Here is a 14,865-nt window from a genome sequence, read left to right as displayed (position 1 = left end):
CCGCGGTCGCGTGTGGGCGGCGGCTCCCTGGTCAGCGGAGTTTCGGGTCCAGGGCGTCGCGGACGACGTCGCCGAGCATCAGGAAGCTCAGGACGGTGGCGGTGAGGAACAGGGCCGGGAAGACCAGCAGGTGGGGGTACTCCGAGAAGAAGGTCTGGGCGACGTTGAGCTGGAGTCCCCAGGACACGTCGGGGTACTGGAGTCCGACGCCCAGGTAGTCGAGGGTGGCCTCGCCGGAGATGACGTTGCCGACGTTCAGCATCGCCACCACGAACACCGGGGCGATGGCGTTCGGCAGGATGTGCTTGACCATGATGCGCCGGTCGCTCGCGCCCAGGGCCCGAGCGGCCTGGACGTAGTCGGAGTCGCGCACGGCGATCACCTGGCCGCGCATCAGCCGGGTCATGGTCGTCCAGCCGAGCAGCACCAGCACGATCGTCATGGCCCAGATGCCGTGCCCGGGGAAGGCGACGAGCACCACCGTGGAGCCGAGGACGAAGGGGATGCCGAAGAACACGTCGGTCACCCGGGAGACGATCGCGTCCAGGACGCCGCCGTAGTAGCCGCCGAGCAGGCCGAGGACGACCGCGATGAGCAGGGCGAAGACCGTGACGGCGATGCCGATGACCACCGAGGCGCGGGTGCCGTGGACGATCTGCGACCAGTAGTCGCAGCCCTGCAGGTCGTACCCGAACAGGGCGGTCGCGTCCGGGCCCTTCTTGGACATGCGCAGCCGGCAGCCCTCGTTCGGGCCGAGCCGCGCGAACAGCGAGGGGAAGGCGGCCATGGCGCAGGCGAGCAGGAGGATGACCGCCGAGATCCAGAACAGGACGCGGCGCCGCAGGTCGAGCCAGGCGTCGTACCAGAGCGAGCCCCGCACCTCGCGCGCGGGGGCGGCGGCCTCGGCGGACTCCTTCAGGTCAACCATGGCGGATCCTCGGGTCGAGCACGCCGTACAGCAGGTCGACGAGCAGGTTGGCCAGGATGAAGATCATGACCAGGAGGGTGGTGACGCCCACCACGACGGGCCCCTCCTGGAGCTGGATGGACTGGAAGACCTGCTGGCCGATGCCGGGCAGGTTGAAGATGCCCTCGGTGACGACGGCGCCCGCCATGAGGTTGCCGAAGTCGACGCCGAGGTAGGTGACGACCGGGATGAGCGAGTTGCGCAGTGTGTGCCTGCCGATGACGCGCGACCGGCGCATGCCCTTGGCGGTGGCCGTGCGCACGTAGTCGGCGCGCAGGTTCTCGACGACGCTGGTCCGGGTGAGCCGGGCGACGTAGGCGAGGCCGAAGGAGCCGAGGACCATGCCGGGCAGCAGGTAGCTCACCGGCCAGCCCTGGTCGGTGCCGGCGGTGGGGAACAGGCCGAGGTTCAGCCCGAGGACGATCTGGGCGGTGTACCCGACGACGAAGACCGGCACGGCGATGACGAACGTCGTCCCGGCCAGCACGGCGGTGTCGGCGAGCTTCCCGCGGCGCAGCCCGGCGAGCACGCCGAGGCCGATGCCCACGACCAGCTCGAAGATCCACGCGGTGAGGGCGAGCTGCGCGGTCACGCCCCAGCGGTCCTGGAGGAGCTGGCTGACCGGCTGACCGGTGAACGTCTCGCCGAGGTCGCCGCGCAGGAACACCCCGGCCATGTAGAGGCCGTACTGGACGATCAGCGGGTCGTTCAGGTGGTAGTGGTCGCGCAGCGCCTGGAGGACGTTCTCGGGCAGCGGCTTGTCCCCGGCGAGCGCGAGGATCGGGTCGCCGGGCAGGGCCCACACCATCGTGTAGATGAGGAAGGTGGTGGCCACGAAGACGGGAACGGCCTGGAGCAGGCGGACGGCGGCGTACCTCACGTACCGGCTCCTCCGCTGGACGGCCGGGCCGTACCGCATGGCCCGGCGCCCCCGCCGCGAGCGGGAACCGTTGCGCCGTACGGCCCGCACGCCCCGCTGAGACGGGCGTGGGCATGGGAGGGCCCCGGCCGGCGCGGGGCCGGGCGCGGGGTCCTCGTCGCGCGCATTCCTACTTGACCGTGATCGTGTCGAGGTTGGGGCTGTAGGCGTCGATCCTCACGCCGTCGATCTTGCCCGAGTAGCCCGCCTGGTCCTGCCAGTTCCACAGCGGGATCATCGGCATCTCGCGCAGCGCGACGTCCTCGGCCTGCTGGTAGAGCGGGATGCTCGCCTCCATGCCGGACGCCGCGTTGGCCTTGGCGATCAGGTCGTTGAACTCCTTGCTCTGCCAGCCCATGCGGTTGCCCTCGCCCCACATGTTCTGCAGGTAGTTCTGCGGGCTCGGGTAGTCCATGACCCAGTTGTTGCGGTACGGCCCGTCCTCCTTCTTCTCGCGCAGCGTGGAGAGGTAGTCGGCGGCGGGGATCTTGCGGAACTGGATGTCGGCGATGCCGAGGTTCTCCTTGAGCTGGTTGGCCACGGCCTGCATCCACTGCTCGTAGCTCGGGTCGGCGTTGGAGAAGTAGAGGTTCAGCGTGCCGGTGAAGCCGCCCGCCTGGTCGTACAGCGCCTTGGCCTTGGCCGGGTCGTACACGCACGCCTCGCCGCAGGCCGTCTCGCGGTAGCCGGGGACGAGCGGGGGGACCAGCGAGGACATCGGCTTGAAGGCGCCGTTGTAGACGGCGTCCACGATCGCCTGCCGGTCGATGGCCATCGAGATGGCCTTGCGCAGCTCGGGCTTCTGGAACCGCTTGTCGAACACCGGGAAGCCGAGGTAGTCCATCGTGCCGCTCGCCGTCGGGACGTACCGGTCGCCGAGCAGCTTCTTGGCCTCGGCGGAACCGGCGGGCGGGATGGTCTGGAGCAGGTCGACGTTGCCGGCGCGCAGGTCGGTGTACGCGGTGTCGCGGCTGGCGTAGATCTTGAACTGGACGGCGTCCGACTTGGCGGGGCGCGCGCCCGCGTACCCGGCGAACTTCTTGACCTTGATCTGCCGGTTGTGCGCCCAGGCGCCGTCGAGGGCGAACGGACCGTTGCCGATCGGCGCCTGGTCGTAGGCCTTGAGGTCGGTGAACGCGGCCTTGGGCATCGGCGCGAAGCCGGTGTAGGCGAGCGTGATCGGGAACTGGCTGAAGGGCTCGGTCAGGTGGACTTCGAGCGTGTTCGGGTCGACGACCTTCAGGCCGCTCATCTTGTCGGTGGCGGGCTTGGCGCCCTCCGCCTCGGGGTTGAGGTCGGCGTAGCCCTCGATGTTGGTGAAGTAGTAGTTGTTGGTCCAGGCGTTGGGGCCGTACGCGACGGCGTTCCAGGCGTCGGCGAAGCTCTCGGCCGTGACCGGCTCGCCGTTGTGGAACTTCTGCCCCGGCTTGATCTTGATCGTCCAGGTCTTCTGGTCCTGGCTGGTCACCGACTCGGCGGCCCGCATCTGCGGCTGCCCGCCGGAGTCGATCACGACCAGCGTGTCGAACAGCGCCTGCAGGACCGTGATCGAGTAGCTGCTGGAGGTGTTGCCGGGCATGAGGTGGTCGGGCTCGTTGAGGGCGACGGAGAACTGCTTTCCTCCGTTGCCGCCCTGCCCGCTCTGACCGCCCTGTCCGCTCTGACCGCCCTGGTCACCGCTGGACCCGCCGCACGCGCTGAGGGCGAGCGCCGCCGCGAGCAGGACGGTGGCACCCCGCGCCTTGTTCAGGACCGTCACTGTTCTTCTGCCTCTCCGTCGCTCCGGCGTGATGCCGGAGAGGCTAAATAGGCGGGCAAGGCTCTACATCGGAAGGATTACGTATTCCCCGAACGATCTCTGTCCGGCAAGCTGATCGCGGAGGGTCAATGGATAGCATCACCCTGAGCGCACGCCACCTCCAGGCGTTCGCCGAGGTGGGATTCCAGGTTGCCGGCGGATCGGGGGCGCATGGCGCCATGACGGCGCTGCGCAAGATCATTCCGGTGGAGGCGTACGAGTTCGTCGCCTACGACCCCGCGACCGGGCGCCACCGCAGCCTGGTGTCCTCCGGGTACACCCGCGTCGACGAGGACGCCGCCGAGGAGTACGCCCGCCTGGACCCCTACCGCCAGGCCATGGCCTCGCGCGTCCCGCTGCCCATGGGCTCGCCCGGGACCGAGCTCTACTACCGCAGGCACCTGGAGCCCTACGGCTGGCGCTCGGGCCTGACCGCGCCGCTGTTCGTCGGCGACGTCACCGACGCCCGCTACAAGGCCCGCTACACCGGGCTGCTGCACGTGAACTCGCGCCGCGCGCTGCCGCCGGAGACCGGCACGGTGCTCGGCGCGGTGGCGAGCACGCTGGCGCACGTCACCGACCTGACCCGCTGCGTCATCGACCGGTTCGGTCTGCCGCCGGGCTTCCACGCCATCGCGTTCGAGCGGGGCGGGCGGCGGCGGGCGGTGGCCGGGTGGCCGGGGTCGGAGGCCGTCGAGCGCGAGCCGGCGATGGTGGACCTGGCCAGGGACTTCATCGACTCGCGCGAGCTGTCGCGGCGCGGGCTGTGGCTGGACTCGACCGGCCAGTGGCGGGAGGTGCGGGTCCACCGGGCCGGGGTGGGGTTCCACGGCGCGATCCATGGGGCGGTGATCGCCGAGCGGCCGTGCTCACTCCCCTACGACCTGACCGCCCGGGAGGTCGAGGTGCTCACCCGGGTCGCCCTCGGCGACTCCAACCCGCAGATCGCCGCGGCGCTGGTGCTCAGCGTCCGGACGGTGACCACGCACCTGGAGCACATCTTCGCCAAGCTCGGCTGCGACAGCCGTACCCGCCTGACGACGAAGGTGCTGGCCGAGGGGTTGTGCCGCCTCGACGTGCCGTGACCCCGCGACGCGTCACGACCCGGGGACGCCCCTGAGGGGCCGCGGTCAGCGGGCGACCCTCAGGGACGTGCCGGAGTTGCTCGGGGTGACGGATTCGGGGCTCAGCAGGTCGGCGTGCATCTCGAACCACACGTTGTTGATCCCCGCCTCCCGGATGAAGCCCCAGCGGTGCGCCAGGGCCTCCAGGAGCAGCAGTCCCCGTCCCCCGGTGTCGAGCGGCGAGGACGGGCGCCAGCCGAAGGGCGGGTCGATCGAGCCCGCGTCCTGGACGGCGATCCGCACCCACTCGGCGGAGTAGGACACGCTGAGCGTGAACGTCCCGCCGTCCCCCGACTCGGAGTGCACGACGGCGTTGGTGGCGATCTCGCTGGTCAGCAGCACGCAGTCGTCGTGGAGCGGATGTCCCGCGCCGAGCGCGGAGGACACCAGCCGCCGGGCGCGCGCCACGGCGTCCGGATCCCCCGCGAGGTGGAGCACACGGTCACTGTCCGATCCCGCCCTGCCGTACGGTGATGAAGTCATTCGACCCCCGATGAGTGATCTGCTCGCACCCTCGTGTTAAGGACGCCGCGATCATCGTCGGAGATGTCGCCAAAAGGTAGGAACCTGGTCTCCACGGGGTGGTCCTGCCTCACCCGCGCGGGACCTCAGGAGGACGACAGGGGCGGCAGGCCGAAGTGCCCGTCGTCGTCGGAGTCGGAGACGTCCTCCTCCACGATGTCCGACGCCGACCGGACGATCAGCGGGTCGGGGGTGCCCACCACGGTCTCGTCCTTGTTGTCGTAGTCGAACAGGCTGAGGACGTGGCGCATGGCCTCCACCCGGCCGCGCTTCTTGTCATTGCTCTTGATGACCGTCCAGGGCGCGTCTTCGGTGTCCGTGTTGAGGAACATGTCCTCTTTCGCCCGGGTGTAGTCGTTCCACTTGTCGAGGGACTGCAGGTCCATCGGGGACAGCTTCCACTGCCGCACCGGGTCCACCTGGCGGATGATGAACCGCGTGCGCTGCTCGCGCCTGGTGACCGAGAACCACAGCTTCACCAGGCGGATCCCGTCGCGGACGAGCATGCGCTCGAACAGCGGCGCCTGGAGCATGAACTCGTCGTACTCGTCCGGCGTGCAGAAGCCCATCACCCGCTCGACCCCGGCGCGGTTGTACCACGACCGGTCGAACAGGACGATCTCCCCGGCGGCCGGCAGGTGGGAGACGTACCGCTGGAAGTACCACTGCGTGCGCTCGCGTTCGCTGGGCTTCTCCAGCGCCACCACGGTCGCGCCCCGGGGGTTGAGGTGCTCCATGAACCGCTTGATCGTCCCGCCCTTGCCGGCGGCGTCGCGGCCCTCGAACAGGATGACCAGGCGCCCGCCGGTGTCCTTGAGCCAGTACTGGAGCTTCAGCAGCTCGATCTGGAGCAGCCGCTTGGTCTGGTCGTACTCGGGGCGCGACATCCGCTCGGTGTAGGGGTAGTGCTCGCGCCAGGTGTCCACCGGCCGCCCGTCGGCGTAGAACAGGACGGGATCGTCGTCGTCCCCCGCGTCGACCCACAGGCCCGGCGTCCGGTCGAGCAGCTCACTGGTCGCCAGGTGGTGCGCATGCGTGAAGTCCGACTGACCTAAGTCCATACCGTCAGCATTTCACACATTTGAGACGTATTCGGTACGTGATCGTGAACGATCCGGATCGCCGGGACGGCCGGCACCGAATATGGCCGCCGTCCCGGTGAAGGTCAGCGGAACACCCCCGTGTGGCCGAGCGAGTGGAGCCCCGGCTGCGGGTAGACCGCCAGCCCGTGCGGCCCGGCACCGACCTTGATCTTGCGCACGACGTGGCCGTCGCGGGTGTCGAAGACGTAGACCTCGCCGTTGTAGCGCCCGGCCAGCCACAGATGGCGGCCATCCGCCGAGACCCCGCCCATGTCCGGGGAGCCGCCGCCCGGGATGCGCCAGGTCTCGACGGGCTTTCGCGTGGCGAACGACACCACCGACACCGACCCCTCGCCGCGGTTGGAGACGTAGAGGCTGCGGGAGTCGCGGCTGACGTAGAGCCCGTGCGCGCCCGCGCCCGTCCTCACGAACCGGTCGACGCGGAACTTCCCGGCGTCGACCAGCCAGATGCCGCCCATGGCCATGTCGGCGATGTAGAACGTCCGCCCGTCGGGCGACAGCTTGACGTCCTGCGGCATGCTGCGGCGCGCCCCGAGGTGGTGGGCACCGTCGTGGTGGGCCCTGTCGTGGTGAGCACCGTCGTGGTGGGCCCTGTCGTGGTGGGCCCCGTCGTGGTGGGCTGGGAGGTCCACCACCTTGCGCACCTTGCGCGCCGCCCAGTCGACGGCCACGAGATGGCCGGAGAACTCGCAGCTCGCGAGGAAGATCGATCCGTCCACGGTGAAGTCGGCGTGGTTGATGCCCCGGCACGGCATGTCCATCGACCCGCGCAGTTTGAAGGTGCGCGGGTCGCGGAAGTCCAGGCGGTTCAGCCGCTCGGCCATCACCAGCGCCGTCGTGCCGTCCGGGGTGAAGTACAGGTTGTACGGGTCCTCGACGGGGACCGGCTTGCCCGGCCTGCCGGTCACCGGGTCGATCGGGGTGAGGGTGTTGCCGTCGTTGTTGTTCACCCAGAGCGTCTTCAGGTCCCAGGACGGGACGACGTGCTGGGGCCGCCGGCCCACGGGGAACTCCCGGATCACCTTGTAGGTCTTCGGATCGATCACGCTGACGGTGCCGCTCTCGCTGTTCGGCACGTACACGCGCGAGGGGAACTTCGCGACCTCGGGGCTGAGCATGCCGGGCCGGTCGTTGGCGTAGACGTCGGTGACGGCTTCCTTGGCGGCCTTCTCAGCCGCGTGCTCGTTCTCGGCCCTGCCCTGCGACTCGGCCGCGGCGCTCGCCGGGGCGCCCGGAGGCGTGGCGGCCGTCACCGCCTCACGGCCGCGGGCGTCACCGTCCGAGCAGCCGGAGGCCGCGACGGTGAGGGTGGCGGTGAGGGCGAGCGTGAGGACGGCGGCGGGCGTGCCGCCCGGTCGCCCCGTCGTCGCCGTCATCCGCGTTCCGCCGTTCGCCCCCGCATGACCTGCCCTTTCTGTCGTCCCGCCCCGGCTCCGGCCGGCTACGGAAACGCTAGGAGGAGTACGGTCACCGGTCACTCAACCCCGGGTTACGGCGTGTTCGCCTGTGCCCCGGCAAGGCACGCGGCCCAGGACGAAACCACACGAAGCGCGTGTCGTCCCCATGTCAGAGCCCTGCCCCGGACGGGTCCGGCGCGTGCGGAACCTCCCCCAGCGGCGAGGTGGCGAGGGGTAGGGTCGGGCGCGTGGCGCTTCCGGGGGGTATCGACGTGGCATCGCGGGGAAACCGCGGCGTGAACCTGCACGGGCTTTCAGACGCGGCCGTGCCGGTAATCGGCCGGCGGCGAGCTCGGTGGACGGGCCCGCCGTCGGCGGGTCCGCTGATGACCGGTCTGCTCGTGGCCGGCCTGCTGGTGACCGGCTGCGCGAGCCCGGTCACCGAGCCGGTGACGCCCGCGACACGACCGGCCGCGTCCCCCGCCCCGCCGTCCACGTCCTCCGAGCCCGGAGCGTCCGGAACCGCGGGCTCCGACGACGGCTCCCTTCCCCCGGGGACGCCGCGGCCGTCCGCGCACGGCGACGCCTTGCCCGCGCCGGACGCCGCCGTCCCCACCGGCCCGGAGCGCCTGGCGCGGGAGCTGGTGCGGACCGAGGCCGCGCTCGGGCGGGCCGTGGACGCCTGGCTCGGCGACGACGGGAAGGCCGAAGGCGAGCCGCCCGAGCCGGTCGTGCTGCTGTCGCTGTACCAGCAGCGCGTGTACCGCCTGATGGGGCACCGGCCCGAGCTGGCCCGCCGCGTCGTCGAACGCCTGCCCTCCCGCCTGGCGGCCCGCGCCGCGGACGACGCGGAGGCGGCCCGCAGCCTGTTCTCTCTCACCCGTCCGACGTCCACGCCCGGCAGGTTCCGCACGCAGGACCCGCCCGAGGCCGAGAAGCTGCGCGGCCACATGCGGGAGGCCGAGCGCAGGTTCGGGGTCGGCTGGGAGGTGCTGGCGGCGGTCATGCTCGTGGAGACCAAGTTCGGCCGCCTGAGGTCGCCGAGCTCGGCGGGGGCGCAGGGCCCGATGCAGTTCATGCCCGCGACCTGGAAGGCGTACGGCCTGGGCGGCGACGTGCGCGACCCTCGCGACGCCGTCCTCGGTGCGGCCAACTACCTGCGCGCGTCGGGCGCGCCCCGGGACTACCGGCGCGCGCTGTACGCCTACAACCACGACCAGCGGTACGTGGACGCCGTACAGCGCTACGCCCGGACGATGCGGCGCGACCCGCGCGCCTACTACACGTACTACAACTGGCAGGTCTTCGTGCTGACCACGCGCGGCGACCTGCGCATCACCGGGCCCCGGAGCTAGCCGCCAGGTCCTCCTCGGCCCGCGGCGCGTCCGTGTCCGATTCCGTTTCCGATTCCATGTCCGATTCCACCGGCGCGGGCGCCTCCACCGGCTCCGCGCCGGCCGGGGCGGGGCGGGTCATCCCGGCCAGGGCGGCGAGCACGGCGAAGACCGTGATGACTCCGGACCCCCACCAGACGCCGTCCGGCCACAGCGTCCACATCGTGACGCCGATCACCGGACCGGCGGCGTAGCCGATCTGCATGGGCATCGCCGCGGCGGCGATGTACCGCCCGCGCATCCCGGGAGGCGCGACCTGCCCGGGGTAGGCGGACACGGTCGGGGTGCCGACGATCTCGCCGAGCGTCCAGACGAGCGTCGCGACCACGAACATCGCGACCGCGGGCCCGGCGAGGTACAGGTTCATCCCGACGCCGACCAGCCCGACGCCGAGCGCCACGGCCAGCCTCGCGGGCATCCGCTGCACGAACTTGGTCAGCGGCAGCTCCAGCGCGATGACGACGACGGCGTTCAGCGACAGCAGCGCCGCGTACAGCTCCGGCCTGTGGCCGTCCGCGGTGACCTGCAGCGGCAGCACCGAGACGTGCTGGATGTAGACGACGGCGTTGAGGAACAGCGCCAGCATGAACAGGGTGAACCGGCGGTCGGCCAGCACCCCGCGGTACGACCTGCGGCCCGCGCCGTCCTCGCCCTTCGCGGAGTCCTTGCCCGCCACCGTGTGCGGGAGGCTGAGCGCGAAGACGGCGAACAGGACGGACGTCACCGCGTCGACGTAGAACATCAGGTCGTAGGAGTAGGTGATCAGCAGCGCGCCGAGCAGCGGACCGGCGGTGGTGCCGAGGTTGAACGCCAGCCGGTACACGGCGAAGACCATGACGTGCTGCCGCTCCGGGGTCAGCTCCACCAGCATCGCCGATGACGCCGGGCGGTACGCCTGCCCGAGCGCGCCGACGACCGCGGCCACCGCGACGATCAGCGGCAGGCTGGGCAGGACGACGATGAGCGTCGTCAGCGCGCCCGCGCCCGCCATGGAGGCCACGATCGTCCACCGGTAGCCGAACCGGTCGGAGACGGCGCCGCCTGCGAGCACGCCCAGCACCGAGCCGACGCCGTAGGCGCCGAGGGCGAGGCCCGCGCCGTACGTGGCGAACCCCTTGTTGGTCAGGTAGAGGACCAGGTAGATCTGCAGGAAGTTGCCCAGCCGGTTGACCAGCATGCCGGCGAGCAGCACCCAGGCCGGCCGCGAGATCTCGCGCACGGTCTGGATGACGGACGGGTGCTCCGCGCTCATCGGGCCGTGACCTCCGCGGCCGGGGCCGGAAGCGGGCGGCCGGTGATCTCGATGATGCCCGTGGTGTCCACCTGGGCCTCCTCGGGGGTGTCGGCCAGGGTGATGATCCGGCCATATCGGGCGATGTAGCCGCGCGGGGGCAGGCGCAGCACCGCGCCCGGGTCGGCGAGGACCTCGGCGCTGTGCACCGGCGGGGTGAGCCGGTCCTCGTTCACGGTCACGGTCTCGACCGTGAGGTCCCGCTCGGGGTAGAGGAAGGCGACCGTGGCCGCCTTGCGGTGCTTGACCGTGACATCGGGCTCACGGCCCGCGGCCACGTCGGCGGCGGCCAGGGCGATGTCCACGCCGGTGGCCAGGTGGCCGAGGTAGGGGATCATGTCGCCGCCGAGGCGGGCGTTGACCTCCAGCAGGCGCGGGCCGCGCGGGCCGAGCCGGAACTCGGTGTGCGTCACGCCGGTGTGGAAGCCCAGCGCATCGTGGGCGCGGCGCAGCGCGTCCACCAGCTCGGGGTCGGCGAGCAGGGGGTCGGCGGCGTCGACGAGGTGGCCGACCTCCTCGAAGAACGGCGCGAAGCCGACCCGCTTGCGCGCGAGGGCCAGCGGCACGCACGTGCCGTCGTAGAAGACCGCGTCGATGCTGATCTCCGGTCCGTCCACGTACTCCTCGACCAGGACGGACACCTCGTACACCGGCACCCCGGGGTAGGAGACGGCGGTGGCGGCGGCGTAGGCGGCGGCGACCTCCTCGGGGTCGGCGGCCAGCTTGACGCCCATGCTGCCCGCCAGGCCGCGCGGCTTGAGCACCACCGGGTAGCCGATCTTGTCGGCGGCGGCCAGCGCCTCGTCCAGGGACGCGACCCCGATGGACAGGGGCTGCGGCACGCCGGCCAGGTCCAGGGCGACGCGGGTGGCGTTCTTGTCACGGCAGGCCGCGATGACCTCAGGCGGGTTGCCGGGCAGGCCGAGGGCCTGGCTCACGAAGGCGGCGGGCCACACCAGGCCCTCGTCGTAGCAGAACACGCCCGCGACGTCGTGGCGGGCGGCGACCTCGCGGGCCGCCTCGACGAGCTCGTCCGCGCCGGTGTTGTCCACGACGGTGTTGCCGACGACGTACGGCGCCTCCCAGGACACCTCCGCCGGCTGCAGCAGCCACAGCCGGTAGCGCGGAGCGACCGACCGCAGGATGAACTCCCTGTTGCGCTTGGAGCTGCTGCCTATCAGTAAGAGCAACGGCTTCTCGCCGGACTCGGCGTCCAGTCCCATCTCCCGCTCCCTCGCCGGGCGGACCTCGTCCGTGCCGGTCGTCGCAGTGGTCGTCTTCGGGTCGTTCAGGTCTTCCGGTTCGTGCGTCGGTTCGTGCGTCAAGGGGAACACCGGTCCCTTCGGAAGGTGTGGTCGTCGGACGGAACGCGCGCGCACCTCATCGCCTCGCGGTCAGCTCCCGAGCGAGAGCCGTACCGCGAAGAAGGCGAGCACGGCGGCGGTGAGGCCGTCGGCGGCGCGCGCCACGGCCGGGGTGTGCGCGCGGCGGGCGAGCCGGTCGACCAGCGCCGTCCAGGTGAGCAGCCAGAGGAGGCCCAGGGCGAGGTACACGGCGCCGAGGACGGGCACGCCGCGCACCGGGTCCACCCCGGGCGGGACGAACTGCGGCAGGAAGGCCATCAGGAAGACGCCGACCTTCGGGTTCGTCCCGGTGCACAGCAGCCCTTGCAGGAACGCCCGCCCGTGGACGCCGCCCTGGCCGGACGGGTCGCGCGGGCCGTGCGCGGCTTGCAGGTCGTGCGCGTCCTGCGGGTCTCGCGGGCGCGGGGGCCGCAGGGCCGACCGCAGGGCGAGCGCGGCCATGACGGCGAGCACCGCCGCGCCCGTCCAGCGCAGCGCCGTGAACAGCGAGGGCTCGGCCGCCAGCAGCGCGGCCAGGCCCATCGTCCCGACGGCGAGCTGGACGGCCCCCGCCGTGATCATCCCGGCGGCGGCGGCCACCGCCGGGGCGGCGCGGCGCCGGGTGAGCCCCAGCCTGGTGATCAGGGCGAGGTCCGGCCCCGGCGTCATGATGACCACCAGGGACGCGGCGGCGAACGCGAGGGTGACCATGGTCAGGCGCCCGCCGGGTCGATCACCAGGCCGCGCTCCAGCTCCCGGATCACCTTGTAGTCCCGCTCGACCTGCTCGGCGTCGGGGTGGGACAGGATGGCGAAGCCGAAGTCCAGGCTGTCCACCAGGCTCTTGGTCTCCTCGACGTGGTCGCCCTCGGCCAGGTTCATCACCGAGAAGTGGTGGCTCGGCAGGTCCTTGACCGCCTCCAGCGCGGACACGTCGCGCACGGTCCCGGAGGCCCGCGCGATGTGGAACACGCACATCTGGTGGCGCGCCAGCCGGTACCCGGGCGGGACCTCGCCGCCCACCAGGGCGCGCACCGTGCGGTCGATCTGGCTGTCGCCGGTCGCGACCCGGTTGAACCGCGGCTGCCCGCCGCCGTGCGCCCGCGCGCCGAGTTCGATCAGCACCGGGCCGTCGGCGGTGTTCATGATCTCGATGTGCGCGGAGCCGAACCGCATCCCGACCGCGTCCAGCACCCCGCGCGCGTACTCGGCGAGCGCGGGGACGGCCGGGTCGTCCTCGGGCACCCAGCGCATGGCGTCGTAGACGGCCATGTGCGGCCCGTTGTCCACCTTCTGGTAGCGGCACACGTCCACCAGGCCGTGCCGTCCGCCGTCGGTGAAGGTGTCCACGACGTACTCGGTGCCGGTGAGGAACTTCTGCACCAGCAGCCGGTCGTCCACGTTGCCGAACTGGTTGACCCGGCCGATGCCCCGGGCGAACACCTCGGCCCAGCCCTCGCCGCCGGCGACCTTGACCACGCCGTCGGTGCTGGCGCTCATCGGCGGCTTGACGACCAGGTCCTGCCCCTCCAGGCCCTCCCGGGCGAGCCACTCGCGGACCTCGGCGGGGTCGTCGGTGCAGATCTGCGGGATCACCGCGAGCCCCGCCTTCGCCACCGCCTCGGCCATCCTCCACTTGTCCCGGCGGGCGGAGGCGAGCCCGGGCACGTTGGCCCGGCCGGGGGTGACCAGCGGCGCCAGGCGCTCGGCGAGCTCCACGCCGGACTCGCCGCCCGCGATCACGCACCGCGGGTTCAGCGCCCGCAGCTCGCCCGCCAGCGCGTCCAGGTCCCCGCCGAAGACGATCTTGCGTTCGTAGTCCTGGGGCCGGTACGACGCGGCGTACGCGTCCGGGGGGCGCTCGGCGGTGAGCACGGCGACCACCTCGACGCCGTGCTCGGCGAACCCGGCGGCGAACAGCGCGCCCGAGGAGTACGGGTCGACGACGACCACGGGGCCGGTCGTGTCGTGCGCGCCGGTCATCGGGACTCCCCCTCGTCCATCGCCAGGGCGTAGGCGGCCACGCAGAACCGGCGCACCATGTCCGCCGCGGGCTCGCTCATCCCGCGCGCCCGCACTGGGCCGTGCACCATACCGGCCTCCATCACGTACTTGGCCGGGGTGCCCTCCGCGCGCAGCAACTCGACGTACTTCTCGGCGTCGACGCGCAGCGAGTCCAGCTCGCACCCGACGACGTACGCCGGGGGCAGCTCGTGGAACTTGCCCTCCAGCAGCGGCGAGACGTACGGGTCGGCGGCCTGCTCGGGCTCGGGGCAGTAGCAGGCGGTGTAGAACTCCATCTCGCCGCCGGACAGCAGCGGCGCGTCCTCGCCGCCGTGCCGCCACCGGGTGAAGTCCAGCACCGGGCTGATCAGCGCCTGGCCGCGCAGCAGCGGGGTGCCGCGGTCGCGCGCCATCATCGACAGGATCACCGCCATGTTGGCGCCGGAGCTCTCGCCCGCGACCACGGCCTTGGCCGGGTCGATGGACAGCCCGAACCGGGACGGGTCGGCGAGCACCGCGCTCACCCCGGCGTAGCAGTCCTCGACCGGGCCGGGGAAGGGGTTCTCGGGGGCCATGCCGAAGTCCAGCGCGATCGTCACCAGGCCGGTCCGGTGGGCGATCTCGGCGACGAGGCTGTGGTGGCTGGTCAGCGAGCCGATGACGAAGCCGCCACCGCGGACGTAGAAGATGACGCCGTCGCCCTTCGTGCTCGCCGGCTCGTAGACGCGCAGCCGCACCTCGCGGCCGTCGTGCTCGGCGGTGGCGTCCCGCCAGGTGACGCCATCCGGCACCGGGATGGGCAGGGCCTCGGCGAGCGAGTCGTAGAGGGCGCGCTGCCGCTCCACGGGGTAGGTGTAGAAGTCCGGGGGCAGGGTGGCGTTCACCTTGTCGACGAACGCCTCGATGCCGGACGCGTAGGCCATGGGACGTCTCCTCGGGGGTCGTGGTTTTTCTCGGTTTGTCGCTGCGTGTCGCGGTTTGTCGCTGTTTGTCGCGGATGCGGG

General features: G+C 71.7%; 13 protein-coding genes. 2 read left to right on the top strand and 11 right to left on the bottom strand.

Annotation, left to right across the window (positions count from 1 at the left end; genetic code table 11):
* Nucleotides 1-31 precede the first annotated feature (31 nt).
* The 3 genes from AB0H21_RS10635 to AB0H21_RS10625 form a co-directional block, all read right to left on the bottom strand.
* Nucleotides 32-928, bottom strand: a complete 897-nt coding sequence (locus AB0H21_RS10635; protein WP_358514369.1) for an ABC transporter permease — start codon at nucleotides 926-928, stop codon at nucleotides 32-34.
* A complete protein-coding gene (locus AB0H21_RS10630) occupies nucleotides 921-1,847 on the bottom strand; it encodes an ABC transporter permease (protein WP_358514367.1) in 927 nt (308 codons plus the stop codon). The genes AB0H21_RS10635 and AB0H21_RS10630 overlap by 8 nt, the downstream gene beginning before the upstream one ends.
* Nucleotides 1,848-2,016: 169 nt before the next feature.
* Nucleotides 2,017-3,645: an ABC transporter substrate-binding protein gene (locus tag AB0H21_RS10625; protein ID WP_358514363.1), complete on the bottom strand. Its 1,629-nt coding sequence runs from the start codon at nucleotides 3,643-3,645 to the stop codon at nucleotides 2,017-2,019.
* 128 nt (nucleotides 3,646-3,773) lie between these two features.
* Between AB0H21_RS10625 and AB0H21_RS10620 the strand changes: the two genes are divergently transcribed.
* Complete coding sequence (locus AB0H21_RS10620; protein ID WP_358514360.1) at nucleotides 3,774-4,769, top strand: LuxR C-terminal-related transcriptional regulator; 996 nt, start codon at nucleotides 3,774-3,776, stop codon at nucleotides 4,767-4,769.
* 45 nt (nucleotides 4,770-4,814) lie between these two features.
* On the opposite strand, the gene AB0H21_RS10615 is transcribed toward AB0H21_RS10620, so the two are convergent.
* The 3 genes from AB0H21_RS10615 to AB0H21_RS10605 form a co-directional block, all read right to left on the bottom strand.
* A complete protein-coding gene (locus AB0H21_RS10615; protein ID WP_358514358.1) occupies nucleotides 4,815-5,246 on the bottom strand; it encodes an ATP-binding protein in 432 nt (143 codons plus the stop codon).
* Nucleotides 5,247-5,416: 170 nt separating this feature from the next.
* On the bottom strand, nucleotides 5,417-6,391 hold the full coding sequence (ppk2, locus tag AB0H21_RS10610) for a polyphosphate kinase 2 (RefSeq protein WP_358514356.1): 975 nt from the start codon (nucleotides 6,389-6,391) through the stop codon (nucleotides 5,417-5,419).
* Nucleotides 6,392-6,495: 104 nt separating this feature from the next.
* On the bottom strand, nucleotides 6,496-7,809 hold the full coding sequence (locus tag AB0H21_RS10605; protein ID WP_358514354.1) for a hypothetical protein: 1,314 nt from the start codon (nucleotides 7,807-7,809) through the stop codon (nucleotides 6,496-6,498).
* A 407-nt stretch (nucleotides 7,810-8,216) separates the two neighbouring features.
* Here AB0H21_RS10605 and AB0H21_RS10600 point away from each other — a divergent pair, with 407 nt between their 5' ends.
* Complete coding sequence (locus tag AB0H21_RS10600; protein ID WP_358514352.1) at nucleotides 8,217-9,185, top strand: transglycosylase SLT domain-containing protein; 969 nt, start codon at nucleotides 8,217-8,219, stop codon at nucleotides 9,183-9,185.
* Here the strand turns inward: AB0H21_RS10600 and AB0H21_RS10595 are convergent.
* The 5 genes from AB0H21_RS10595 to AB0H21_RS10575 all read right to left on the bottom strand — a co-directional run bounded on the left by AB0H21_RS10595 (nucleotide 9,166) and on the right by AB0H21_RS10575 (nucleotide 14,784).
* On the bottom strand, nucleotides 9,166-10,476 hold the full coding sequence (locus AB0H21_RS10595) for an MFS transporter (protein WP_358514350.1): 1,311 nt from the start codon (nucleotides 10,474-10,476) through the stop codon (nucleotides 9,166-9,168). The genes AB0H21_RS10600 and AB0H21_RS10595 overlap by 20 nt on opposite strands.
* Complete coding sequence (locus tag AB0H21_RS10590) at nucleotides 10,473-11,840, bottom strand: ATP-grasp domain-containing protein (RefSeq protein ID WP_358514348.1); 1,368 nt, start codon at nucleotides 11,838-11,840, stop codon at nucleotides 10,473-10,475. The genes AB0H21_RS10595 and AB0H21_RS10590 overlap by 4 nt, the downstream gene beginning before the upstream one ends.
* Before the next feature lie 69 nt (nucleotides 11,841-11,909).
* On the bottom strand, nucleotides 11,910-12,569 hold the full coding sequence (locus AB0H21_RS10585; RefSeq protein ID WP_358514346.1) for a LysE family translocator: 660 nt from the start codon (nucleotides 12,567-12,569) through the stop codon (nucleotides 11,910-11,912).
* Nucleotides 12,570-12,571: 2 nt separating this feature from the next.
* Complete coding sequence (locus tag AB0H21_RS10580; protein WP_358514344.1) at nucleotides 12,572-13,840, bottom strand: ATP-grasp domain-containing protein; 1,269 nt, start codon at nucleotides 13,838-13,840, stop codon at nucleotides 12,572-12,574.
* Complete coding sequence (locus AB0H21_RS10575) at nucleotides 13,837-14,784, bottom strand: alpha/beta hydrolase (RefSeq protein WP_358514342.1); 948 nt, start codon at nucleotides 14,782-14,784, stop codon at nucleotides 13,837-13,839. The genes AB0H21_RS10580 and AB0H21_RS10575 overlap by 4 nt, the downstream gene beginning before the upstream one ends.
* Nucleotides 14,785-14,865 lie beyond the last annotated feature (81 nt).

It is taken from the genome of Sphaerisporangium sp. NPDC051011, from assembly GCF_040653595.1.
Classification (GTDB): Bacteria; Actinomycetota; Actinomycetes; order Streptosporangiales; family Streptosporangiaceae; genus Sphaerisporangium.
Note: the sequence above shows the minus strand (reverse complement) of the source record. Positions and strands in the feature narration are given on the sequence as shown.